Genomic DNA, 25,389 nt, shown 5'->3' with positions numbered 1-25,389 from the left:
AATTTCAATGGATTAGCCAAAAAATAGTTCGTCACTTTATTGAGACTTTAATCAGCTATAAAGGCAGGATTATCCTTTGGAGAGTATTTAGGGTTATTCTGCAGCCTGAACATTGGAACAGACTATTTGAAAACCTTCATTTGCCGGTTATTAGTAACCGCCACCGAAAATACCGCAGCTGCAAGAGATAATGACCAATAAGATGAACAGTACCAGAATGAAACCAATACTGTTGTTAGCACCACCAACGAATCCTGACATTAGACATTCACCTCCAAGCATTTTGACTACGATGTAGCTTATGCATGAACGGGGGGGCGTGATTGGATGTTTGTACCGTAGACATTTGATAATTGTTGTTTACCCACTTTATTTATGATCCTAGGATGGATAATTCTGATGTGGATGTGCGATAGAGAAAAGACAAGCAGCCCTACCGGAAGGTCAAGGGCTGCTTGTCTTTTTTTATGAATCCATGTTTGTTAATCTTTCCAAGGAGAATGGAGTACGCAATCGCAGAAGTTGGTTGGTTTGAAATCAGGGAGCAATCTGGCGCAAACGTCAGCTTTTATGTTGCCGAATGTGGTTTCAGGCTTATGCTTGAAGCCTTCGAGGAAGGCAGGCAATATTTTGTTCTTAAAATTATTTCGAGGGAATGAGCTAACTACCGTATGACGAACATCTTCAGTAATGCTCTCGAAATTTTCGCCCATGACGTCATAGCCTACTCCTGAATAAATGAGTGCTACCTCCGGTTCTTTGTATTGTGCTATTCCAATTGTAGTATGAAGAGCAATAGCGTCCCAGACGAGACTTGCAGATGCTTCAGGCACGCCATTTTGTCGTAGATAGTCTCTTGCAGCGTTAGCTCCATCAACCTCAAAGCGTTTGTCAGGACTGCTATATTGTTTAGTCAAGCCCAAATCATGAAATAAAGCGCTGATATAAAGCAATTCAGCATCATACTTGATCTTATTCCTCTCACCCTGGAGAGCACCAAATAAAAATACACGATGTGAATGGTTCCATAAGAGTGAGTCACCGTGCTCACGAAGCAGCTCTGCTGCGCCGATAGCGAGTTTGCTGTCAGGAATGATAATGTTTGCGATACGTTGTGCCAACGTTGTTCCTCCTCTAGTTTTATGTGCCCTGCAGGACAATATGTTGCTGTAACCCACTATAATTGAAACATAATCATTAGTAAATAACGTAGTTTCTATAATAATGATAGATGAAAATTATGATTTATGAAGCATGGGTTTTAATGAACCAAAACTGCATTCAGTAAGGCTTAAGTACAATCAAAAGAGCAAGGAATTTCATTTAATAGTAGTAGAGAGAACAAATAGAGGGAATATCTACTTCGTGGTTAGGAGAGCGCGACAGCCTTATTCGTTTAAGGGCTTATTAGAGATGAGACAGTAACGCTGTCAATAAGGTCAGTTTTTATGAGAGGATAATATACATGTTTGATAATGGACTGATATTTAATAGACCTATATTGGAATCTCCATTTCATCATAGCTCGTCACTTAGCTGTTCATCCGGTAAATGCTCATCGAGCAACTGCTCCTGTTCAGGCTCATTAAGCTGCAACGGTACTCGCCCTAAAACAGGGGTTACTGGAGCTACAGGTGCAACTGGAGCTACAGGAGCGACGGGGGAGACAGGAACGACAGGGGCAACTGGGGAGACCGGAGCAACGGGGGCAACGGGGCAGACAGGAGCAAATGGGGCCACAGGTGCGACAGGAATAACGGGGGCCACAGGAGCGACTGGTGCCACGGGAGCAACAGGGGCGACGGGAGCAACAGGAGCAACAGGAGCAACAGGAGCAACGGGGGCGACAGGAGCGACAGGGGAGACAGGAGCGACAGGAGCGACTGGTGCCACTGGAGCAGCAGGTCAGACAGGAGCGACAGGAACCACAGGAGCAACGGGGGCGACAGGAGCGACAGGGGAGACAGGAGCGACAGGAGCGACTGGTGCCACTGGAGCAGCAGGTCAGACAGGAGCGACAGGAACCACAGGAGCAACGGGGGCGACAGGAGCGACAGGGGAGACAGGAGCGACAGGAGCGACTGGTGCCACTGGAGCAGCAGGTCAGACAGGAGCGACAGGAACCACAGGAGCAACGGGGGCGACAGGAGCGACAGGGGAGACAGGAGCGACAGGAGCGACTGGTGCCACTGGAGCAGCAGGTCAGACAGGAGCGACAGGAACGACAGGAATAACGGGGGCAACAGGAGCGACTGGTGCCACGGGAGCAACAGGAGCAACAGGGGTGACGGGTCAGACCGGAGCTACAGGAGCAACTGGAGTAACTGGGGAGACAGGAGCCACAGGAGCCACAGGAGCCACAGGAGCCACAGGAGTAACAGGAGCAACGGGGCAAACGGGAGCGACAGGGGCAACAGGGCAGACTGGAGCAACAGGAGCGACGGGGCAAACGGGAGCGACAGGTGCAACGGGGGCAACAGGACAGACTGGAGCAACAGGAGTAACTGGGGATACAGGAACGACAGGTGTGACAGGAGTGACAGGAATAACGGGGGCCACAGGAGCGACTGGTGCGACAGGGGGGACAGGCGCAACAGGTCAGACCGGAGCAACGGGAGCAACGGGGCAAACGGGAGCGACAGGGGCAACAGGACAGACTGGAGCAACAGGAGCAACAGGTGCCACGGGGGCGACAGGAGCAACAGGAGTAACTGGGGAGACAGGGACGACAGGAGTAACAGGAACAACGGGCACGACAGGTGTGACAGGAGTAACAGGAGCAACGGGCACGACAGGTGTGACAGGAGCGACAGGAGCAACAGGAGCAACAGGTCAGACCGGAGCAACGGGAGCAACGGGGCAAACGGGAGCGACAGGGGCAACAGGTCAGACCGGAGCAACGGGAGCAACAGGAGCGACAGGGGCAACAGGTGCCACGGGGGCGACAGGAGCAACAGGTCCGAACTTTGCTACCGAAGGGTTCTCGGCTTTTCTGTCTTCCGTAACGATATCAGCTAGTGGTCAATTGACAAACTGGTCTGTAGCGAGCCCTTATTATGGAAACGCAAATTTTAATCCGGTGACGGGCAATTATGTGATCCCCGTGACTGGAAGGTATACGATCTTGGCAACGATAAATTATACGACGACAGCCGCGATAAGCGCTGTTCTGGGAGCTGGCATTAACCCCTTCTTTGTTGTCCAGAGAACTTCGCCCACTGCTACGAGTTTAGTTGCCGGGCTATTGCCCATTTTGAATGTCAGTATTGTATTATTGTTAACACTGCGTGCCGTTCTTGGGACAGGAAATGTCACTTTAGCTGGAGAGGTTACGCTAAATGCAGGTGATGTCGTTGGTCTGTTTTATAATGCCAATGGACTGACCGTTGCGTTAAACGTAGGAAATGGTGCCTCTAATGGGGTCGTTTGGTCCATGCATGAAATCACGTAAATGATTTCACAAAATCCCAGTGTACCGTGAATGATCACTTTAATAGGCATATAACCTTATTTGAAATAATTCTAGATAAAGTAGGACCATGTTCCGAAAAAATACATTTAATATAAGGAAGGAGTTGAAAAAGCTTTTGAAGAGGGGGGAGAATGCTGAAAAGGAAAAGATGCGTTAAAAAAAAAACAATATTCGCAGCAATGATCGTTCTCAAAGTAAATCCCTCTTGCAATTCGCAGTGCCTTAAACCAAGGAAATGTAAAACAAGAAAAAAACGCTGCAAAAAGAGGCTGCGACGAAAGCGATGCTTTCCCATTTTTCCTTGCCCGCCCAAGCGCTGCCACAGGAAAAAGCCAAGACCTTGTCCCATTCCAATTCCTGTGCCATGTTGTATAGATCCGATAGATCCGGTAAAGCCGAATATTCCGGTGGAGAAGGAATGCTGCGGTAACTTATTAATTCAAGGCGGACAGCCAGCCTTTCAAATTTGGGAAAACGATGTTGATTCCAAAATTAGTGTCGTACAAATTACCATTTATTCTTTCTCTTCCAGCACAGAGGCCATTGAAGTGGAAATTGATGGTGATCAAATCAAATATATGATGGTCCCGCCAGGCAATACCATCAATTTTATTGGTCACGGCATCAAAACGGTTAAGGTATCCGCAAAAGGCAATGAGCATGCGTATGTAGAAGGGAAATACGTTATATCGATTACGCTACATCTACCGGATCATCCCGCGTCTGCTATTGAACAATAAAAAAGGTGGTTCGTCAGTTGCCTGACTGAACCACCGAATATTTTTTTGACTATTATAGGGCATACCGGACAGTAATACAAAATTCTCCTTGCGCCGCTGCGGTTGTGGTTAAGGAAATTGTATTAAATCGAGATACTGTAAACGATGTGCTTCCCCCTGCAGGAACAACGATCGTTTGTATAGCTGCGACAACGCCTGTTCGGAAAAAGTTTACGGTTACTGTACCCGTACCCGTTTCTGCTTTAACATATCCTGTTCCGTTTATAGTTTGGGATATATTATCCGTATAAATGGTTTGTGTTCCTGCTGCCGCCAAAGCCCAGTTTATACAAACCTTATCTTGTACTACGACTTTATCCGAGCAACAGCTAAGAGTCGATAGATTTGAATTACACATGTAACTTTATCCCTCCTTTATTTTTTATTGGACAGGGTAACGGGTTGTAATACAAAACTCGCCTTGGTAGGTTCCTGGAGACGCAGCAGGCAATGTGATTTGGATGGCGCTAAAACGCCGGTACGTAAAGGCAAGGCTTGTGCCCGGAGTAAGGGTAAAGGGAGTTGGATTAATAGGCGCTCCTGTACTATCAAGAAAATCAAACGTAATATCATCTGGTCCAATATCGAATTGCAGATATCCGGTACCTACGATATTTTGATTAATATTATTGGTGAACACAACAACTAGGACATCGGCCGCGACAACTGTCCCACTCCACGGCGTACATACTTTATCTTGCACATAATCCTTATCAGCGCAACAGGTTAAAGCAGTTGCAGTGTTATTGCAAGCCATTGCTTAATCCCTCCTAATTATAATTTCTAACTATTAAATGCAGGCAATAACCTGCTTGCTTGGACATTTGCCTTACTATGCCTTAATTAACTTTAATCAAAGGCCTAACAGGAAAGATACCTAGAACCATTTGGTAATATGTTTTTTGAATTAAAGGGGTGTGAAAAGAATATTTCTCCTTTAACGGTGTTAGGCCACGCTTTAAAAGGAGTCCGCAGAGCAAGTATTAAATTATGCACAAAAGTCTATCAGCCTATTGGAAATGGTCAATATAAGATATTCAAAAGAAAAGGACAGCACCTATTTTCGGTGTTTTAGACAAAAAATCGTTATTGCTATCAAAGACTTCCGTGGCGAAAAGTTTTACATTTAGTGTGAAAGCAAACGCCGAGGGAGTGTATGTGATGAAAAATAGAAAAATAATGTTTATGAGTCCGCTGGAAGTTGAAACTATAGAGGAGGACTATATTCCAGGCAAGTTGGGTGAGCATGAGCTATTTGTGCAACTTGTGTATTCACTGATTAGTCCTGGAACTGAACTCGCTATGCTTTCAGGAAAAGAAGCATGGGCTAAGCTGCCGATTTGCCCCGGTTACTCAAGCGTAAGCAGAGTATTGGAAACCGGTGACGGAGTTACGGAATTCAAACCCGGAGATCTCGTATTTCATTATGGCAGCCATTCGGAATACCAGGTTGTGGCCGCCGATCAGCTTCTCATAAAGCTGCCAGAGGATATAGATGCGAGGTGGGTGCCGTTTACCCGTATGGCAACCGTTGCCTTTACTTCTGTACGCGTCTCTACTATTGAAATTGGCGATGCAGTAAGCATTACCGGATTAGGACTCGTAGGAAATATGGCAGCACAATTAGCGAGATTGCAAGGTGCGACAGTGATAGGTGTAGATTTATCACAGGAGCGGATTCAAACTGCAGCGAGCTGCGGCTTGGATTTTACGTTAAATGGCGGGGAAGGGGATATAAAGGAACAGATCCTTCGCTTAACCGATGGCAAAGGCGTCTCTACTCATATCGAAGCTACAGGAGTAGCCAAGGTTGGCGTCGATAGCCTTGCATGGATTGCTAAACTAGGTGAAATTATATTTCTGGGCAGCCCGCGCGGAGAGTACAATGCGGATGTAACCGACATTTTAAACTATTGTCATCTCTACAACAGGGGGTGTATTACATTTAAAGGGGCACATGAATGGCGCTTCCCAACCCATCCTGCTGAATTTGTTAAACATTCTTTGGTTCGAAACTCCAAAATTGTATTTGAGCTTATGAAGCAGAAGAGGCTTCATATCGAGCCGCTTATCAGTCATGTGATTAAACCTGAACAAGCAAGAGAGGCTTATGAGGGCCTTAGATTAAATAAAGATCAGTATAACGGCGTATTGTTTAATTGGTCCTAGTTAAAGAAGGCTGAGCGAGGGAGTTTGCGACTAGGCAAACGACCAAAGCTCTAAGCCTTCTCTTTTTTTTGAATAGCATCCAGGATGAGGCTTGGGCTATAATTAAAGGGAAATTATTAGGGCTGCAGCCCATCTGGCATGCGAAGCCGAGCAGCAATCAGGAGGAAGCTAATGGATGAGCCTTGGTTGAATGGCATATCGCCATTCGTGAGGGTTGCGAAGATTATGAAATCCCACTCATTAAGCGGAGAATGGATGGATTATGATTATGTGTATACCTACATTGAGCAAGGAGAAGCAGAGTTTTTCTTAAGCGGAATTAAATATTTGGTTAAAGAAGGCGATGTGCTGTTAATGCATCCCTATATGTCCCATATTATAAAATCAACAACGTCTGCACCATTAATCCAATATATTTTTCATTTTGATCTTTATTATGATGAGCAGCGAAGCACTTTAAAGCATGAAAGCGCATCCACTATGCTTCCAGAAAAAAAAGATACTCAGGAAATGAGATTGGCATCGGTATATCCATTAGTCCATTTGCAGCTGTCCGATCAAATCATTTTTAAGAAAAGATTTCTAACTATGTATAATGCCTACACTGACCGGAAGCATGGAAGCAGCCTGCTGCTGAAATCCATTTGTTTGGAATTATTGTATTTGTTTCTTACTAGTCAGACCGTTCGCAAAAAGGAAGAAGGAAAGATGACAAAAGGCTGGATATTTATTGAAAAGGCAATGAAGTACGTGAATGAACGTTATCATGATCCAGAAATGGATAATGCCGTCATTAGCAGCCATGTTGGCGTGTCTACGAATCATTTGTCTTACTTATTTAAGACGCAGCTAGGCATCTCCATTCATAAATATGTAACCCATATCAGGATCGAGCATGCCAAAAAAAGAATAATCCAAGCGAATCAGACCCTAACGGAAATCGCGGATGAAGTTGGTTTTTCCAGTATTCATTTGTTCAGCAGGCTATTTAAACAAGCAGAGGGCATTGTTCCTAGTAAATATGCCATGTCACAAAGAAACAATCCGAGCTAGAACAGCAGAATCGGCGTCACTCTAGTATTCAATAGCAGGAGGAATGCTCGGATGAAAGTTAACCATCATCATAGAGGACAGAAACCGTTACTGTATAAACAAACAGCAGAGAAGGTCAGAAACGAGATCGTCCAAAGGAACCTGAAGCCGCATGATCCTGTCCCCTCGGAGGGCGAGCTTGCCAAGCTTTATGCTGTCAGTCGGATGACTGCTAAGCTAGCTTTGCAAATGCTGGAGAAAGAAGGCATTGTCTATCGAATGTCGCGAAGAGGGACGTTCTTATCCGACAATGAAACAAGCCGTTCAAATGCAGCAGAAAAAAACAGCAATCGGCCTGAGAAAAAATTAAAGAAGAAAAGAATAGCCATGGTCTTTCCCAACATGGATGACTATACGGCTAGAATTATGGCTTCTGCAGAAACGGAAGCCAGGAAATCGGATTGTCAATTGCTTATTCGCATATCTCTGAATAAAGAAGATGAGAACGAGTGCCTCCGAGAGCTCTATGAGGATGGGGTGGACGGTATCATCCTGTATCCGCGAGGAAGAACGAAATGCAGCGAAAAGGTACTTGAGCTGAATCTGCTGCATTATCCTTTAGTTATTATTGACCGAATTTTTCGTGAAGTCAGTCTTGATTGCGTGTATCACGATCATTATCAGGGGACCTACAATCTCGTGCAGTATTTAATTAACAAAGGCCATAGCGAAATCGGTTATCTATCCATGCCATTTGACGGGGTGACTAGCAGGGAGGATCGTTATAAAGGTTATGTGCAGGCGATGCTTGATCATGGTTTGTCCATTAGCAACCCCAATATTCTTCTCCATTGCAATGAGGAGTACATGAATAATCTGAATGCTCCCCATCCCCAACTCCAAGCGTATATATCAAACCATTCTTCGATAACTGCTGTGGTCTGCGCAGATGACTATCTAGCGACTTCATGCCTCTATACAGCCTTGCATATGGGCCTAGCCATACCCGAGCAGCTTTCGATCATCGGGTTTTCCGATATTCAATTGTCCAGTTTGTTACCCGTTCCGTTGACCACGGCAAGGCAAACAACAGAACAATTAGGACAAGCAGCCGTTAACCTTTTATTGAAAAGAATTGAAAAATCCAGAGAAGGCGCGATTACAATTAAAGTGAATACAATGATTGTAGAGCGCAGCTCTGTACATACGCTATGCAGCAGGGTGGAATCAAAATCATAGAATCAACGTGAAGCTTTCGCGGCCGCCATTTAAACGGTCCAAAAGCTTTTTTTGTATAAAATAGGTCAGTGACATACCATCCTTTTGCATATTGGCCCTTAAATTATTTATTTTTTAACGGATTGTATATGTCAATGACATACATTAGTCTTAATGTATGCAACTTACATTTTTATGCAAAAGGAGGATGATAAGTGTAAGCGCTATCAATGGCTGTGTAAGAAAGGACATGCATAAAAAGCACGCTGCACCGGTTTGTCAGAAGAACAGAATAAAATAAGAGGAGCAGGATGTTTATGAAAAAAATCAAAGGATGGATTCTTGTTTGTCTACTAGCGATGTTGTCCACTTCATTCACGATTCCGGTTTCCAAGCAAGTGTACGCAGATGCAGGAGCGCCTGTCATCCTATACAAGGACGGTAATTTTACAGGCGCTTCACAGGAGCTCTCGGCAGGATTTTATAATGTAAATGAGTTAAAGGCAGGCATAGGCAATGATACGCTTTCCTCCATCAAAGTAGCCTCAGGTTACCGGGTAACTCTCTACAAGGACTACAATTTCTCAGGTGATTCCAAGATTATAACGGCTGACGCGGCATGGCTGGATGATTTTAACGACAAGACCTCCAGTTTAAAGGTTGAAATTATTGGTGCTGCTCATTTGCCAGTAACCGCATATGCCAATTCACCTTATGGAGGAATTGAGCAGGCATTTGGAGTAGGGAACTTTAATGTAGACGTGCTGCAATCTGGCGTGGGGAACGATCAAATTTCTTCTCTTCGAATTGCTCCCGGCTATAAGGTCACCCTATACAAAGATTATAATTTTGGTGGAGCATCCAAAGTATTGACTGCCGATGCGATATTCATTTTTGATTTTAATGATAGTGTGTCAAGTTTGAAGGTAGAGACCATATCCCCACTGGACGCAACTAGCGTCGCTGTTCCCAACAATGCATATAGCGATATTTCTAAGAGACAATTGCTGGAGACATTCGCCCCGAAAATTTGGTTTGCACAGGGGGAAGCTTATTTTCCTTCTTCCGTGGAATTTACGTTCCCGTATGTGGATCGTTATTTGAATCCGAACTCTGGCAAATACGAGTTTAAGACGAAGACGACGCTTGATCCCTATACGCTTAAGCTTCCTTACTTTTCAGGCGACTTGGCTAACGCACCCATCTATGCCTTTTGGGTAGAGAAGGAATACAACAACGTGGATATGGTCTATTTTCAGTTCACGCCATACGATTTGGGCAAAAACGTGCTGGGCACCGAGGTGGGCGACCATGTAGGCGATTGGGAGCGGGTTACTGTCCGTTTGGCCAAATTCGTAGATCATAACACAAACTATTTGAAGCCGGTCCAAGTTTTCTACGGTTCACATTCCTTCGGTACAACCTACAACTGGGATGAGGTGACAAAACTTAATCAAACTCATCCGGTAGCTTATTCGGCATTCGGCTCTCACGGCATGTGGAAGGATCAGGGAACCCATGTGTACCAAGAGCTTGTCGTTACCCAATTAACGGATGTGACGAATCAAGGCACGGCTTGGGACACATGGAATAACATTCAGGCATTTCAATATTATCCGAATTTAGCGACAGGCCATGGACTTGGCAATGCTTGGCCCTCTTGGCTGGACAAGGATTACACGAATCCAAACAGCGGTTCGGTGTACCGTTTTGGAAATCCTGCTCAAGGTACATTCTTTGGGCAGCCGCTATTTGCAGACGGGCCCACCGGTCCTCAGGAAAAAGGCGCATTAACGAATGATGTCGTGTTGGACTAATTACAAAATAGTCACCATTACTTCGTAGGACGGAGGCAATATCTCATAAATGGATAATATTAAAAAAGTGCATGTCATCTTTAAGACTCATTTGGATATCGGCTTTACTCATCTTGCGGAACATGTGATACAACAATATATGCACGAATACATACCCAAAGCCATTGCTTTGTCCGAGCAGTTGGAAGCAGAAGGCGGCAAGGTAAGGTTTGTGTGGACAACGGGATCATGGCTTATTCGCAAGTATTTAGACGATGCCATAGGTGCGAAGCGGAAAGCCATGGAGATAGCCATCCAGAAAGGGTACATCGTCTGGCATGGCTTGCCGTTTACGACGCATTCGGAGCTGATGGACCCCGCGCTGTTTCGTTATGCGCTGTCGATCAGCAATGAGTTGGATATCGAGTTTGGCAAACAAACCATCGCAGCGAAAATGACCGATGTCCCAGGCCATACGCTGGCAATGGTACCCTATATGCATGCGGCCGGCATTCAATATTTGCATCTTGGCGTTAATCCGGCATCGCAGCGCCCTGATGTTCCGCGACTCTTTCGCTGGCAAGCGGAGGATGGCAGTGAAATCATCGTGAACTACGCGGGGAATTACGGTGAACCGGTAGTGGTGGAAGGATTAGATGAGCTTTTAGTGTTCGCGCATACGGGAGATAACTGCGGTCCGCCGAGTGCAGAAGAAATCCGTGAGCAGTTTCGTGAAATTCAGGTGCGTTATGCCAATGCTGAAGTGGCAGCGTCTTCCCTCGATTCATTTGCTGGCCAATTGGCGAGCGTTCGCGAGCATTTGCCAATCGTCTATGAGGAAATAGGAGATACATGGATTCATGGGGCCAGTACAGACCCGCTTAAGCTTGCCCAGCTTCGGGAGCTTATGCGATTGAGAAAGGTGTGGCTGGCAGATGGCAGCATGAGCAAGGAGAGTAAGGAATACAAAGAGATGAGCGATGCCATGCTGCTTGTTACCGAGCATACCTGGGGACTAGATGTGAAGAAGTGGCTGCCTGACTTCCGGAATTATGCCAAGACGGCATTTCATAAAGCTCGCATAAAGGATGAGATCGATCTGGATGACCTGCCCGCCAAATTTAGCTATATCGGGTCATTTGCCATGAATGAGTTCGATAAGCATTCCAGTGATTTATTTACAGCAGAGCAAAGGCGCCGGACGTATTCCATGCTCGAAAGATCATGGGAGGAGCAGCGGGAATATGTGAAGCAGGCGGTATCTAGTTTGGAGAAGGAGAAACAAGCACAGGCAGTACAGGCTCTGGAATTCTTAATTCCAGCGAAGACGGATGGGGGGTCATACGAGTCCTTCAGTCCAAATGAAGTTTACCGGAGCGGGGATTTTCAGTTTGCTTTTCATACGAACGGAGCTTTAATGCATCTGGAGGATCGCAACGGTAAGTGCTGGGTGGAGAAAGAGCATCCCTTTGGCTTATATGCGTATGAGACTTTTGGGAAAGAGGATTATGACCGATATTTTAGGTCCTATATGCAAAATCTGCCTGTTACGCATCCATGGGCGGATGCGGATTTTAATAAGCCTGGCTTTGAATTTGTAAGGCCATTGCCGAGTTATCAGCTTTTCCATCCTGTCGCTACGGAAATGATAAGAAATCGAGGAGCGGAATCTGATATTTATTTGATTCGGCTTCGCATGCCAGCGCAAGCGCATGAGCGTTATGGGGCGCCTAAGGAATTGGAAATTAAATATACATTTCAACAACCCGGCTGGATTGATATAACGTTGCAATGGTTTGGGAAAGAAGCTAACCGACTGCCTGAAGCAAGCTGGTTTGGTTGCGGTTTGAAAGTCAATAACCCCAATCTCTGGATGATGGACAAGCTTGGACAGGCCGTCTCACCGCTTCGAGTGGTGAAGGATGGAAACAGGAATCTCCATGCTCTTGGTTACGGGGTCTCTTATGTGGGGGCAGACGGGTTAGCTGTCATTCAAAGCCTTGATTCGGCATTGGCAGCACCAGGACAAAAGAGACTTCTGCAGTTTGACAACACGTTCGCTTCTCTGGAGCACGGATGGCAATTTAACTTGCATAACAACATCTGGGGCACTAATTTTCCAATGTGGTATGGCGAGGATGGGAAATTCAGGTTTCGGCTGCAATTGAAATCCTATATCAAGTAAGCTGCTGAATCCAGTCACGGCTGGAGTTCTTATGAAAGCCGTGACTGTCTGTTTTGAGAGAAATCGACTTATCTCAATGAAGCGAGCAGCGAATTCATACGAGCCGGAATTTCCACACGCAGCTCATTCCACGAGACGAAGACGTCAGAAGCCCAGTTATGAGGTGAATAGTCGAATGACGGCTGGAAGCAGAACGTGCGCAGATGCTCCTCGGATAGCTTGTCAATCTCTTCTCCGTGCTTGTATTCCCCCCGGAACAAATCTGGCTCTAGCAGCCCTTCATTTCCGGCCTCTTCTAGGCAGCATGATGAAACGTTGGGCAGCAGATGAAAGACTTCTTCGAGCGGTGACATCGCATGTTTTCCAGGCTGGACGAACAGCTTGACGCGCTGATCCTGATCCGATAGATTACTGCGATCACGCAGCAAGCCGAGGAAGTAGCGGCCATGGAAGCTGACCTCGCAGGAGGCAATGCTGCCTGCATGATCAACATAGATCCAAACATGCTCCAAATCATAAATATGCTGGATATCATAGTCATAATAAATAGCGTATTCGATCACTGTTTTTATTTTTGAGCGGTCGAACCGAATGCTGCGATTGAATGACGGTGATGGCGCATCGGATTCGAATACAGTCACGCCCACGCGGATCGGTTGAAACGGTTCGAGCTTATCCATGAACAAAATAGGGGAATAGCGTCTTACCATTTCCAAGTCAAGATGATTATCGGACAAAGACATAAAGGATAGCCTCCTAGAAAATAGTCGATTCATGATTTCTCATTAGGTAACCCAAAGCGGGTTATGCGCTTCACCCCCTATTATATAGCGATTTAAAAATATTACAAACGAAAAATGATTGACTTTACCTCACGAAGAAATGGCGAATATAGGGAAAAAGGAGCATATAGTCAGGACGTAAGACTATTTAACTATTTTCACCATAAGCATATAAAAGCCTAACACTGCTATTACAATTCACAATTATATTAATAAAGCTAGTGGTGCTTAGAAATATAAGAAAGAGGAGGTGAGCCAACGAGAGGGGAGCCTGCAGCCGGAATAAGAAAGCCGATATTTTCACAAAAAAAAAATTCCATCTTTGTCAAATGTTCTTGCGTCGGATGAGGAAGCCATGTATTATACAAATAAAGCGTTTACATTAAGCGCTTACAAAAACCGTTTTAATTAAACCGGTTTAACAAACATGAGAAATTTATTACATAAGTACGGATGATAACCCTGAAAATTAAACCGGTTTAATCTTGATCGAGGAGGTGCAATGGTTTTATTGCATCACAAGCAACAAGCAAATGGGAAAATTAAATTTGGAGGGGTTCATTTGAAAAGAAACCGATTTATCATTATGCTGCTCGTGATTTTGTCCGTCGTTTTAGCAGCTTGCACCAATAATGCAGGCCCGGCGCAAGTGAAAGACAGTCCCAAACCATCAACAAAGGTGGAGGAAGCTCCGGTCACTCCTACCGATGCCAAAGAAGCTCCGATGCTTGCTAAGCTTGTCACTGCTGGCACGCTGCCGCCGCTCGAAGAGCGACTTCCGGTTCAGGCGGATGTCAAGATTGAAGAGGTTGTCGATGAAATAGGGCAATATGGCGGAGATTGGAAAATGCCATGGTCAGGTCCTGGCGACAAATGGGGGGTTGGCCAGCCTACCGAAGAGGCTCTCTTCCGTTTTAACAAAACGGGAGATAAAGTGGAACCGAATGTAGCCAAAAGCTATGAAGTGAATGCAGATTCCACAGTGTTCACCATCCACTTGAGAGAAGGGATGAAATGGTCGGACGGCGTACCGTTTACGGCAGATGATGTCCTGTTTTATTGGGAGCACATGCTGACGAAAGAAACATTCGGCAAGAAGATCTATGATGCCTACTACTCCGTTGATCCGGTTACGGGCGACAAAGCGTTGGCTGAGGTCAAAAAAGTAGATGCTTACACATTTACGGTTACCCACAAGTATCCGAGCGTTCAGTTTTTGGAGCGTGTCGCCATCGATAACAAATGGTTCTTCGCTCCCGCGCATTTTCACAAAACGATCCTACCTGAGTTTGTAGGCGACGATAAAACGCTGGAAATTACAAAGCAGTGGGGCTATGAGGATCCAAAGGTATTCCTAGTGGAAACAGGCTACTATTTCTGGCTTCACTCCCAAATTCCGACACTGCGGGCATGGGTTGCGAAAACCGATCCGAACAGCGATCAGTTCATTATGGAACGGAACCCGTACTTCTGGAAAACGGATGCCGAAGGAAAACAGCTTCCATACATCGACCGGATTGTTGCAACAAAAATCCAAGATCCAAGCCAAAAGACGCTTGGCACGCTGGCAGGCGATTACAATTTGTTAACCTTTGATTCCAAAGAATTTACGGTCTTGAAGGAAAACGAGAAGAAAGGTGACTACCGAATTATTCCTTGGACACAGCCTGCCTGGTCCAGTGCGGGTATTCAGTTAAATCAGACGACGGAAGATCCTAAGCTGCGCAAGCTCTTCCAAGATATTCGCTTTAGAGAGGCGCTGTCGATCGGGGTTAACCGCGTAGAAATTTCCGAAATCGTATCCAACGGATTAGCAGAGCCTGTGCAAGCTTCCGTTCCGGAAGGCGTTATTGGCTATCAAGAGGGCTGGTCGAAGCAATGGGCGGATTATAATCCAGAACGCGCTAACCAAATTCTAGATGAACTCGGATTAAGCAAGCGGGATAAAAATAATTTCCGTACGTACGAAGATGGTTCCGATTTGACACTAACCGTCATCGAATCAAGCACGGACTCTGCGGCTTTCCTAGAGCTGCTTAAAAAATATTATGAGGATATGGGACTGAAAACAAACCTCAAGGTCGTTGATCAAGGAACGCATTTTGATATGAAATATGCGAATCAGGTACCTATGACAACAGAGAATATCTCTGTTGCGAACGTAGCTTTCCGTCCGGATACGCTTGTTCCGCTTCGTGTCATAACACCTTGGTTCGGCCATTATGGCTTGTACAGCTCCTCGGGTGGCAAAGAGGGCGTTAAGCCAGAGGGCGACGTAGCTCTGATCCTTGAATACTGGGATAAGATCAAAGCAAGCAAAAGTGTAGATGAAATCAATCAATTAAGCAACGAAATTGTTAAGCTCCATCAGAAAAACCAATGGGTTATCGGTTATGCGGGGCCTACTCCAGTGCTGATTGTCGCTTCAAATAACGTGCGCAACATTCCGACTGATGCAGTATGGGCAGATGAATACCGTTCGCTTGGCCAAGGCCATCCATCGCAATTTTTCATTAAGCAATAGTCGCTTTTAGCTTAAGAAGCAATAGCAGGGAACCGAAATTCCCTGCTATTGTCCCACCAATACGAGTCGAATTGTTACGGAGAGGATAGGATATGACATGCTTCAATATATATTAAAACGAATCCTATTGGTCATACCCGTTGTGTTATTTATCTCTTTTATCGTTTTCTATATCATCCAGCTTCCTCCTGGCGATTATGTTTCCAACTACTCAGCCAAAATGTCTGCGGCTGGAGATGTCATGACTCCGGTCGAAATGGATGAAATGCGGGCGAACTTAGGGCTGGACCGGCCCATTTATGAACAATATTTTGTATGGATGAAAAAAATAGTGACAAAAGGCGATTTCGGGTTTTCCTTTAATTACAACAAACCGGTCACCGCCGTCATTAAACAATACATGGGGCTGACCTTGGTCGTATCGCTTGTCACGATGGTGTTTCATTATGTCGTAGCGATCCCGATAGGGATTTACACAGCGGTCAAACAGTATACCGCTGGCGATTATTTTTTCTCCGGATTAAGTTTTATCGGTATGGCAACGCCGAACTTCCTTTTAGCCATTATATTAATGTATCTCTCCTACACCTGGTTCGGTGATCCGCTGCTTGGCCTGTTTTCCAGTGAATACGTCAATGCGCCTTGGTCGATGGACAAAGTGCTTGACCTTATGAAGCATATGGTTATTCCCGTTATCGTAATCGGGCTTGCGAGCACCGCGGATCTCATTCGGATAATGAGGGGCCAGATGCTCGATGAGCTGAATAAGCCCAATGTCGTTACGGCCAGAGCAAAAGGGTTGTCGGAATTTAAAATTTTGTTTAAATACCCGACGCGCGCGGCTCTGAATCCCATTGTTAGTACGTTTGGGTGGTCGCTGTCCTCGATTTTCACTGGTGCGACCATTACCGCGATTGTTCTGAATTTACCTTTGCAGGGTCCGGTTATGTATAACGCTTTGCTTGGGCAAGACATGTACCTTGCCGGCAGCTGGCTGCTGTTCATGGCGCTGCTTACCGTTTTAGGGACATTGATTTCGGATATTTTGCTAGCATGGTTAGATCCAAAAATTCGTACAGAGTTCAGGGGTAATTAGCCGATGAGAACAATGCCTGTATTCAGAAGACAAAAGACGGAAGCTCCTCAGCCAGTCAAAATCAAGGATGCCAACTACAGCTCGCAATGGCGGCTGATCTATCTCAGATTCAAGAAGCATAAGCTTGCGCGGATTAGCCTCTTCATTCTAGCTTTTCTTTATCTGATCGCGCTATTTGCTCAATTTATCGCGCCTTATGGGCTGCAGAGCTACGACAGCAAATATGTGAACGCGCCTCCGATGGGCTTTCGGTTTGTAGATGCAGCCGGCAAATTTCATATCAAACCGTTCGTCTATGAGCTGCAATCGACGCGCGATCCAGAAACGATGCGCAAAATATTTGTGTCGAACACGGAGAAGCGCTACTCGCTCCAGTTTTTCGTGAAAGGGGAGCCCTACAAGTTTCTGGGCTTAATTCCGACTTCAACCCATTTGCTAGGCGTAGAGCAGCCAGGACGAATTTTCCTGCTGGGAACGGACGGCATGGGCCGGGATTTATTCTCGCGTATTATTCTTGGAAGCCAGATCTCGCTAAGCATACCGCTAGTGGGTGTGGCAATCAGCTTCGTGCTAGGCTTGATTATCGGCGGGATTTCGGGTTATTTTGGCGGCTGGCTCGATTCGATTATTCAACGCATTATTGAAATTATTCGATCGTTTCCAACATTGCCGCTCTGGATGGCATTATCTGCTGCCATTCCGCCTCGAATACCCGTCGTCACCATGTATCTATACATCGTCATTATATTTGCCTTTATTGGATGGACCGATTTGGCGAGGGTGGTACGGGGGAAGTTTATCGCATTGAAAAATGAAGATTATGTCATTGCCGCTAAGATCGCTGGCGTTGGCAATACGAAGATTATCGTGAAGCATCTTTTGCCCGGCTTCATTAGTTACTTAGTCGTTGCGACGACGCTGGCTATTCCTGGCATGATTTTAGGCGAGACAGCCATGAGCTTCCTCGGTCTTGGCATTCGTTCTCCGGCTACTAGCTGGGGAGTACTGCTGCAGGAGGCCCAGAAGATTGAGAATGTAGCCTTATATCCATGGAAGCTGATTCCGCTTGGAATCGTTATATTAACGGTGTTAACCTACAATTTCCTTGGTGACGGATTACGCGATGCTGCAGATCCATACAAAAAATAGCTTTCTAAAATAAAGGCAAGCGAGGGGATACCATGACGACGCAAGCAGCTCAATCGGAGCAGCCTTTGCTATCAGTACAGAACCTTAAAATTCGAATTCAGATGGATAATGGGGAAATGAAAGCGGTAGACGGTGTCGATTTTGAAATTCATAAAGGGAAGACGCTCGGACTAGTAGGAGAATCGGGCTGCGGCAAAAGCTTGACCAGCAGAGCGATTATTAGCATTAATCCGAAGGAATGCGAGACGTCAGGGAGCATTGTCTATCGTTCTGATAACGAGGCTTCATTAAAAAAGCTGGATTTGCTTTCTTTGAATCCGACTAGCAAGCAGATCCGTTCCATTCGCGGTCGCAAGATCGCTATGATTTTTCAAGAGCCGATGACAGCATTCTCTCCGATGTATACGATTGGAAATCAGATTATGGAAGCGATCCAAATCCATCGAACCAAAAACAAAAAGGAAGCCAAAAAAATAGCTTTGGAAATGCTGGCGAAAGTAGGCATATCGGATCAAGAGAAAAGGTTTGACCAGTATCCCCATGAGTTCTCGGGAGGAATGCGGCAGAGGGCCATGATCTCGATGGCATTATCGTGCAATCCTGAAATATTGATAGCGGATGAGCCGACTACCGCGCTAGACGTAACGATCCAAGCGCAGGTGCTGGAACTGATGAGAAGTTTGCAAGCGGAGCTAGGCATGGCCATTTTATTGGTTACCCATGATCTGGGCATTATTGCTCAAATGTGCGACGAGGTAGCCGTTATGTATTTGGGGAAAATTGTGGAGCAGGCTCCCGTGAAAGAAATCTTTTATAATCCGAAGCACCCCTATACAAAAGGTTTGCTGAAATCGATGCCAAGATTGGGCGGCGATAAGAGCAAACGGCTGGATTCAATCGAAGGCTCGGTTCCAATGCCGATCAATATGCCTCCAATGTGCGGGTTTTACGAGCGCTGCAAGGATCGGATCGAAGGCGTCTGCAATACGCAGGCAGTGCCCAAAACCCGAATTTCCGACCAGCATTCCGTCAGATGTTTTCTTTATTCAGAGCAGCGTGAAGGAGAATCCCAATGACAAAACCAATCCTTGATGTGATGAATATGAATAAGGATTTTCAAGTGAAATCCAAAACGGCGTTATTCCGCAAGCCTACTTCAGTCCGCGTGCTTAACGATATCTCATTCGAGCTCATCGAAGGCGAAACGTTAAGTATCGTAGGAGAATCGGGGTGCGGCAAAACGACATTAGGCCGATGTATTGTAAGAGGCATGGACGCATCCTCCGGTAATGTAATTTATCATACAGAAGATGGGCAGAAAATCGAGTTTCTTAAGCTAAAGGGCAAAAAATCGAAGCAATATCGCAAAGATATTCAAATGATTTTCCAAGATCCTTATTCATCGCTTAGTCCAAGGATGAGTGTGTTTGATATTATTTCAGAGCCGCTGATCGCTAATTTCAATCTGAAAAAATCGAAAATCGAAGAAAAAGTTACTGAAATTGCGGAGAAGACGGGCCTTAATGTCAGTTATCTTAGACGATATCCACATGCCTTCTCTGGCGGACAAAGACAGCGGATCGCTATCGCAAGGGCGCTTATCACGCAGCCTCGGCTAATTGTCTGCGATGAAGCGGTTTCTGCACTCGACGTATCCATTCAAGCGCAAATCATAAATTTACTCAAGGATTTACAGGAGCAATATCAAATCACGTATATCTTTATATCTCACGATCTCTCGATTGTACAAAATATATCAGATCGCGTAGCCGTCATGCATTTAGGCAGAATCGTAGAGCTAGCCTCAACGGATTCCTTGTTCGGTCAGCCTAAGCATCCGTATACGGAGGCGCTAATGTCCGCAGTTCCGCAGCCGGATCCAGAAATGAAGAAGGATCGAATCATACTCGAAGGGGAAGTGCCGAATCCTGCAAATCCGCCAAGCGGCTGCCATTTCCATCCGAGATGCGCATATCGCACGGATAAATGCGTCCAACAAGTTCCAGAGCTTCGTGAAGTAGGTTATAATCATTTTACGGCTTGTCATTATGCGGAAGAACTACATTTAAGGGGTGTCCAAAATGATGCAGCAAATACAAACTGAGGCTGAGGAAAAGAAATTGATTGTTTTTTTGGATTGCGGCGACACCATCATTGATGAAGGTACCGAGATCCGGGACGAAGAGGGAACGGTCATTCACGGTAAAGTCATTCCAGGCGCGGATATTATGGTTAAGACGCTTGCCGAGCGGGGATACCGGTTGGCTATCGTCGCCGACGGTACAGCGCAATCGTTCAAAAACTTGCTCACGCAGAACGGTTTGTATGATTATTTCGAGACGTTGACCTACTCCGAGCCCGTGAAAGCATCCAAGCCGAGTCCACGGATGTTCAAGGCGGCAGTTGGCGCGATGGATCTTAGCGAGGAGGATTATTCCCGCATCATTATGGTTGGCAACAATTTAAGCCGTGATGTAAGGGGAGCTAATCAGCTTGGCATGACGAGTGTGTTCCTTAGCTGGACGTCAAGATACCCGAAATCGCCAGCGGACGATTTGGAAATTCCCGATTATACGATTAATACTCCCCTTGAATTAATAGATTTGGTAGAGGTTCTTAATCGTGAATTGCCTTGAACTAGCTTTGAGAGGATGTTACTGCAAAAATGGCAAAAATCGATGACGTCGCCCGTCTAGCGGGCGTCTCCAAAGGTACGGTATCCAATGTGTTTAGTCAGAAGAGGCCCACAAGCAAAAAGGTGACGGAAAGAGTGCTTCGTGTATCCAGAGAACTCAATTATGTTCCTAACCATATCGCGAGAAGCTTGGTCACCAAGAAAACAATGGCTATTGGACTTACGATCCCGCATGGAAATTTTTTCTTCAGCGCATTTCACAACCAATTTATCAATGGCGTCGTTCTGGAAGCTTCTATCTACGGATATCGGGTATTGCTAGACATGATTGCTGTTGAGGAAGTGAAAACGCCGTCGCTTGCAAGCTATCCGATTGACGGAGCGATCGTGCTCGGGCCTACGGAAGAGGATGGGCGCATCCATTTGCTGCACCAGAATCAAATTCCATTTGTTACGGTCGGCAAAATTATTAATGAAGGCATTCCTGACTCCTCTACCGTCAATAATGACAATGACCAAATTATTCAAGACATTTGCTCTTATTTAATCGGCCTTGGCCACCGCAACATGATGTTTCTAAATGCTGGACAACAGATGACCGTCTCCATTGAACGAACAGAAGCGTTCAAAAAATCATTAAAGGAGCATCAGATTGAGCTTCAGCCGCATATGATTCATTATAAGCCGTATATTCATTCCGACGAATATATGAAATATGGCTATAATGAAACGGTTCATATTTTGGGCACACTGAAAGAAAAGGTAACGGCGATCATCGCGGATGATGACCGGACGGCATTCAGTGCGATGAATGCCATTAAGGATTTGGGCTATAGTGTCCCAGAAGATATTTCGTTGTTCGTTATCTGCGGAGACTTGTCGATGATGCATCAGATTACGCCATCGCTGACTGGCATGGATCTCCAGCCATCGGAGCTTGGCGTACAATCCGTCAGGCTGCTCATGCACAAGCTTGCTGTCCTTGACGGTGAGTATCAGGATCAATGGATTGTAAACAGTAAAATTATTGAGAGAAGCTCATGTTCATCCATATGAACAAGGAAGCAAAGATTTATGAAATAAGAGAGGCTTGCCATGGAACCTATACTCACATTTTTTTCTCATTTTTTCTCGGAATATGAAATCTATTTCCGTATTTTCATCAGCGCCTTCTTAGGGCTGCTCATCGGATTTGATAGAACCCATAAGAACAAACCGGCAGGAGTAAAAACCTACACCTTCGTTACGGTTGCGTCTGCACTCATTACCATCGTTTCGATAGAAAGCGTAGAAGTATATGGTCACATGCATGATCGGACCATGATGGACCCTATGCGTTTGGCTGCGCAAATTGTTTCAGGCTTAGGTTTTCTCGGTGCGGGTCTCATTATGAAAACCGGCTTCGAGGTTAAAGGATTAACCTCAGCAGCTATGATTTTATTTGCCGGAGGCGTAGGCATTGGAATCGGAGCAGGTTTTTATGGCATTGTTTTATTCACAATCGTTACGGCTTTTGTATTCATTCGGGTCGGCGGATGGATTGAAAAGCTGGAGCATGACAAACTGCAAGCAAGAGAAGACAAGGATCTGCCATTGTAAGTAGAGCGTGGAATGATTCCGTAGAGCGATCGCTAATGCTCTTCGTGATCATTCCTGTTTTTATTAAGACCGGAATGCTATGAGGAATAGACATTGATTTTAATTAAATGTTCATTTAACATAAGATCATGAGACATAAAGATGAAAATAAAAATGAAGCGATTTTTGAAGCTACCATTCAATTGTTAAATGAAATTGGATTTTCGAATATATCCATGTCCAAGATTGCTAAACGAGCAAACGTCTCCTCGGCAACGATTTACGTTTATTTTGAGAACAAGGAGGATATGTTCGGGAAGCTTTATGTGAAAGTCAAAGAAAAAATGAGTCAGCATGTGCTGGAGGGACTTCATGAATCTTTAACTACGCAGGAAGTATGCGAGAAATACATGAGAAATTCGTATGCCTTTATTTTAGATAATAAAGATTATTTCTTATTTCTAGAACAGTTTTCGACCTCGCCATTGATGGAGAAACTGTGCCTTGAAGATACATCGTCTATGTTTATTCCTTTGCATCAATTGTTTGAAAGGGGCAAACAAAGGGGAGAGCTTAAGCAGGTGGATTCCGTTGTTTTGCTGACGTATTGCTATTTCCCGGTGACACAGCTGGCGAGAGCTCATTTTAAAGGACAGTTTGAAGCGAATGAAGCGAGTTTAGAACATATGATCAGCATGAGTTGGGACGCCATAAGAAGCTAAGGAATGGCGTCCTACTTTTTCGTTCATTATTAAACGAACGAACGATTAATTAAAAGAAAATACAAAGAGAGTAGGGATTTCTGATGAGTGCTGAAAAGCAAATAACAGCTAAGAAAATGAAAGTAATTATTACCGGCGCTACGGGCATGGTTGGAGAAGGGGTGCTGCATGAGTGCTTAGCAGACCCAAATGTAGAGGGGATTTTATCCCTTAGCCGCAAGCCGGTCGGTATAAAGCATCCCAAATTAATGGAGATTGTACATGCTGACCTTTTCGATTTGTCAGCATTTGAAGAACAGTTAAAAGGGTATGACGCTTGTTTTTTCTGTCTGGGCGTGTCGTCTGTCGGTATGAACGAAGCAGAATATACTAGAGTTACTTTTGATTTGACGACATATGTGGCCAAACTGCTATCCAAGTGGAATACGGGCATGGTGTTCTGTTACGTGACAGGTGAAGGGACTGATCAAAGCGAAAATGGAAAAAGCATGTGGGCTCGCGTGAAAGGGAAAACGGAAAATCAGCTTCTTCAGCTGCCATTCCGTAAAGCCTATATGTTTCGGCCAGGCTACATCCATCCGACAAAGGGCTTGACGAATACACATCGTTATTACGCCGCTTTAAGCTGGATGTATCCTGTTCTGCGCCGGACATTGCCGAGGCATGTGATTACATTGAAAGAGCTGGGACAGGCAATGATTTATCTAGTTCATGAGAGCTATGATGCGTCCATATTGGGGAGCAAAGATATGGCCCTACTCGCAAGCCGTTACTCTACGTCACATTAGTTGTCTTAATTGAATCGTTGTAGCATTTCCCAAATAAAAACAGGCAACTGGAGTAGTAACCCAGTTGCCCGTTAATTTTGAAACTAAAAAAACTTATTTGGTAAGTGCCGCTTCCGCCTGTTTAACCAGCTTATCGATCGTTGTATCCAGATCCTGACCGCCTACCATATATTTCTCTGTTTCTACGTTGTAAATATCCTCTAGAACGGCAAAGGATTCAGGGAATTTAGTAATTGGATTCGGAGCAAGCTTCGGATGATTCCATACATTTAGCATAGAGTCTGTGTCGATTAAGGCTTCATTACCCGCGGCAATCGCTTTGACCGTTGCCGTGTTGTCCGCTCCGATCATCGTCGAGAACTCGTTGACGATATTAGCGCCATCGCCGGAAATGAATTTCATAAACTGATAAGCAGCTTCTTTGTTCGCAGAAGATTTATTAATGGCATTATAGGTGCTTGAGCCTGATGTTCTGCCTTCTGGGCTGTCTTTCCATCTTGGCATCATAGCAAATACGGTAGTGAAATCATGCGGGAATTTCTCAGTGTTGATGATATCGGCTGCAATCCATGATCCGGTGAAGACCATTGCTGCTTTGCCATTAAAAAATACATCGCGGTAAGCCATATTCGTAGACTTCGCATCAGCATAAGTGATTTGGCTGCCATCTACTTGCTCCATATCACGGATGAATTGCAGCCACTCTTTGAAGACCGGATCAGCTAGGTTGGAAGTTCCGTCGTCTTTCACATATGGGTTGTCCAGCTTCGTTGCGAACAATGCCTCTCTACGGTATTCAGCCCATGTATGCATGTAGGAGCCGTAAACCTTGTTTGGACCATCACCTTTAGTTAGTGCTTTCGCATAAGTGCTGTAATCATCCCAAGTCCAATCCAGTGGAGGGACAGGCAGTCCGGCCTCATCGAGCATTTTCTTGTTCAGAATGACGTAATAAATCGAAGAATTGTAAGGAAGGCCGTAGTTCATGCCATTCACATCCGCAGTGAATTGATACACATCCTCAAATGATTTGCCCTCGGCTTGAATATACTCGTCGACCGGAGCAAATAAATCCTTTAATGCCCGCTCTGCATAATCCTTATAGGATGGAAGGGCAGTAACGTCGTATTTTGCTCCTGATAGCGACATCAAATCTAGCTTCTTCAGAAATTCGACCGAATCGTTCTCAGATTGCAGATCCAGCTTGACCTTAATGTCCGGGTTGGCTTCATTAAAGGCATCGACCTGAAGCTGCCTCAAATATTTCCCGTCTTTGTTTTTCGTTCCATCGTAAGTCAAGAAGCTGATCTCCACCGGATCTTTCCCTGTTGGCCCATTTGTAGCTGAGCCAGAGTTCTTCGAATCGCTTGAACAGCCTGCCAATAAGGTTGAAATTAGTACGCCTGAAACAACAAACATCGAGACCCATTTTTTCTTTGTCATCATTTTCCCTCTTCCCTTTTG

At 45.3% G+C, this 25,389-nt stretch carries 22 protein-coding genes and 1 pseudogene; 18 read left to right on the top strand and 5 right to left on the bottom strand.

Annotated features, from left to right (window positions below; genetic code table 11):
- Positions 1–482: 482 nt before the first annotated feature.
- Positions 483–1,121 (bottom strand): HD domain-containing protein, encoded by a 639-nt coding sequence (locus FJQ58_RS30500; protein ID WP_139999376.1) that lies wholly within the window; start codon positions 1,119–1,121, stop codon positions 483–485.
- 344 nt (positions 1,122–1,465) lie between these two features.
- Between FJQ58_RS30500 and FJQ58_RS30495 the strand changes: the two genes are divergently transcribed.
- On the top strand, positions 1,466–3,451 hold the full coding sequence (locus tag FJQ58_RS30495) for a collagen-like protein (RefSeq protein ID WP_139999374.1): 1,986 nt from the start codon (positions 1,466–1,468) through the stop codon (positions 3,449–3,451).
- A 152-nt stretch (positions 3,452–3,603) separates the two neighbouring features.
- On the top strand, positions 3,604–4,212 hold the full coding sequence (locus tag FJQ58_RS33340) for an S-Ena type endospore appendage (protein WP_338016181.1): 609 nt from the start codon (positions 3,604–3,606) through the stop codon (positions 4,210–4,212).
- 52 nt (positions 4,213–4,264) lie between these two features.
- Here FJQ58_RS33340 and FJQ58_RS30485 read toward each other — a convergent pair whose 3' ends face one another.
- Entirely contained in the window at positions 4,265–4,609 is a 345-nt protein-coding gene (locus tag FJQ58_RS30485; protein ID WP_139999370.1) for a DUF3992 domain-containing protein, read from the bottom strand.
- A 24-nt stretch (positions 4,610–4,633) separates the two neighbouring features.
- Complete coding sequence (locus FJQ58_RS30480) at positions 4,634–5,008, bottom strand: DUF3992 domain-containing protein (RefSeq protein ID WP_139999368.1); 375 nt, start codon at positions 5,006–5,008, stop codon at positions 4,634–4,636.
- A gap of 404 nt (positions 5,009–5,412) precedes the next feature.
- Here FJQ58_RS30480 and FJQ58_RS30475 point away from each other — a divergent pair, with 404 nt between their 5' ends.
- The 5 genes from FJQ58_RS30475 (at position 5,413) to FJQ58_RS30455 (ending at position 12,651) form a co-directional block, all read left to right on the top strand.
- Positions 5,413–6,420, top strand: coding sequence for a zinc-dependent alcohol dehydrogenase (locus FJQ58_RS30475; RefSeq protein ID WP_139999366.1), 1,008 nt, complete (start codon positions 5,413–5,415; stop codon positions 6,418–6,420).
- A gap of 171 nt (positions 6,421–6,591) precedes the next feature.
- Complete coding sequence (locus tag FJQ58_RS30470) at positions 6,592–7,473, top strand: AraC family transcriptional regulator (RefSeq protein ID WP_139999364.1); 882 nt, start codon at positions 6,592–6,594, stop codon at positions 7,471–7,473.
- Between the two features lie 51 nt (positions 7,474–7,524).
- A complete protein-coding gene (locus FJQ58_RS30465) occupies positions 7,525–8,691 on the top strand; it encodes a GntR family transcriptional regulator (RefSeq protein ID WP_139999362.1) in 1,167 nt (388 codons plus the stop codon).
- Between the two features lie 296 nt (positions 8,692–8,987).
- On the top strand, positions 8,988–10,487 hold the full coding sequence (locus FJQ58_RS30460; protein ID WP_162341863.1) for a Vps62-related protein: 1,500 nt from the start codon (positions 8,988–8,990) through the stop codon (positions 10,485–10,487).
- A 49-nt stretch (positions 10,488–10,536) separates the two neighbouring features.
- The gene (locus FJQ58_RS30455) at positions 10,537–12,651 is read left to right on the top strand and encodes a DUF5054 domain-containing protein (RefSeq protein WP_139999358.1); all 2,115 of its coding nucleotides are present in this window, start codon (positions 10,537–10,539) and stop codon (positions 12,649–12,651) included.
- Positions 12,652–12,719: 68 nt separating this feature from the next.
- On the opposite strand, the gene FJQ58_RS30450 is transcribed toward FJQ58_RS30455, so the two are convergent.
- On the bottom strand, positions 12,720–13,394 hold the full coding sequence (locus tag FJQ58_RS30450) for a hypothetical protein (RefSeq protein ID WP_139999356.1): 675 nt from the start codon (positions 13,392–13,394) through the stop codon (positions 12,720–12,722).
- A 601-nt stretch (positions 13,395–13,995) separates the two neighbouring features.
- Here FJQ58_RS30450 and FJQ58_RS30445 point away from each other — a divergent pair.
- The 11 genes and pseudogenes from FJQ58_RS30445 to FJQ58_RS30400 all read left to right on the top strand — a co-directional run bounded on the left by FJQ58_RS30445 (position 13,996) and on the right by FJQ58_RS30400 (position 23,925).
- Positions 13,996–15,957, top strand: a complete 1,962-nt coding sequence (locus tag FJQ58_RS30445; protein ID WP_139999354.1) for an ABC transporter substrate-binding protein — start codon at positions 13,996–13,998, stop codon at positions 15,955–15,957.
- A gap of 97 nt (positions 15,958–16,054) precedes the next feature.
- Positions 16,055–17,053, top strand: a complete 999-nt coding sequence (locus FJQ58_RS30440; protein WP_139999352.1) for an ABC transporter permease — start codon at positions 16,055–16,057, stop codon at positions 17,051–17,053.
- Between the two features lie 3 nt (positions 17,054–17,056).
- Positions 17,057–18,202, top strand: coding sequence for an ABC transporter permease (locus FJQ58_RS30435; RefSeq protein ID WP_139999350.1), 1,146 nt, complete (start codon positions 17,057–17,059; stop codon positions 18,200–18,202).
- 32 nt (positions 18,203–18,234) lie between these two features.
- Positions 18,235–19,278 carry an ABC transporter ATP-binding protein gene (locus FJQ58_RS30430; protein ID WP_139999348.1) on the top strand — a complete coding sequence of 348 codons (1,044 nt, stop codon included), beginning with the start codon at positions 18,235–18,237 and terminating at the stop codon, positions 19,276–19,278.
- Complete coding sequence (locus tag FJQ58_RS30425) at positions 19,275–20,306, top strand: ABC transporter ATP-binding protein (RefSeq protein WP_139999346.1); 1,032 nt, start codon at positions 19,275–19,277, stop codon at positions 20,304–20,306. Before FJQ58_RS30430 ends, FJQ58_RS30425 begins: the two co-directional genes overlap by 4 nt.
- Positions 20,284–20,838, top strand: a complete 555-nt coding sequence (locus FJQ58_RS30420; protein WP_238404401.1) for an HAD family hydrolase — start codon at positions 20,284–20,286, stop codon at positions 20,836–20,838. Before FJQ58_RS30425 ends, FJQ58_RS30420 begins: the two co-directional genes overlap by 23 nt.
- Before the next feature lie 29 nt (positions 20,839–20,867).
- On the top strand, positions 20,868–21,893 hold the full coding sequence (locus tag FJQ58_RS30415; protein WP_139999344.1) for a LacI family DNA-binding transcriptional regulator: 1,026 nt from the start codon (positions 20,868–20,870) through the stop codon (positions 21,891–21,893).
- A 39-nt stretch (positions 21,894–21,932) separates the two neighbouring features.
- The gene (locus FJQ58_RS30410; RefSeq protein ID WP_139999343.1) at positions 21,933–22,436 is read left to right on the top strand and encodes an MgtC/SapB family protein; all 504 of its coding nucleotides are present in this window, start codon (positions 21,933–21,935) and stop codon (positions 22,434–22,436) included.
- Positions 22,437–22,564: 128 nt separating this feature from the next.
- A pseudogene (locus FJQ58_RS33275) lies at positions 22,565–22,717 on the top strand (TetR/AcrR family transcriptional regulator); the annotation flags it as partial.
- Between the two features lie 24 nt (positions 22,718–22,741).
- Positions 22,742–23,137 carry a TetR family transcriptional regulator C-terminal domain-containing protein gene (locus FJQ58_RS30405; protein ID WP_238404454.1) on the top strand — a complete coding sequence of 132 codons (396 nt, stop codon included), beginning with the start codon at positions 22,742–22,744 and terminating at the stop codon, positions 23,135–23,137.
- 83 nt (positions 23,138–23,220) lie between these two features.
- Positions 23,221–23,925 carry an NAD-dependent epimerase/dehydratase family protein gene (locus FJQ58_RS30400; RefSeq protein WP_139999339.1) on the top strand — a complete coding sequence of 235 codons (705 nt, stop codon included), beginning with the start codon at positions 23,221–23,223 and terminating at the stop codon, positions 23,923–23,925.
- Between the two features lie 93 nt (positions 23,926–24,018).
- On the opposite strand, the gene FJQ58_RS30395 is transcribed toward FJQ58_RS30400, so the two are convergent.
- Complete coding sequence (locus FJQ58_RS30395) at positions 24,019–25,368, bottom strand: ABC transporter substrate-binding protein (protein WP_162341861.1); 1,350 nt, start codon at positions 25,366–25,368, stop codon at positions 24,019–24,021.
- Positions 25,369–25,389: the final 21 nt, after the last annotated feature.

It is taken from the genome of Paenibacillus paridis (assembly GCF_006345825.1).
In the GTDB taxonomy this organism is placed as follows: domain Bacteria; phylum Bacillota; class Bacilli; order Paenibacillales; family Paenibacillaceae; genus Pristimantibacillus; species Pristimantibacillus paridis.
This window is presented reverse-complemented; position numbering and strand designations above follow the sequence as displayed.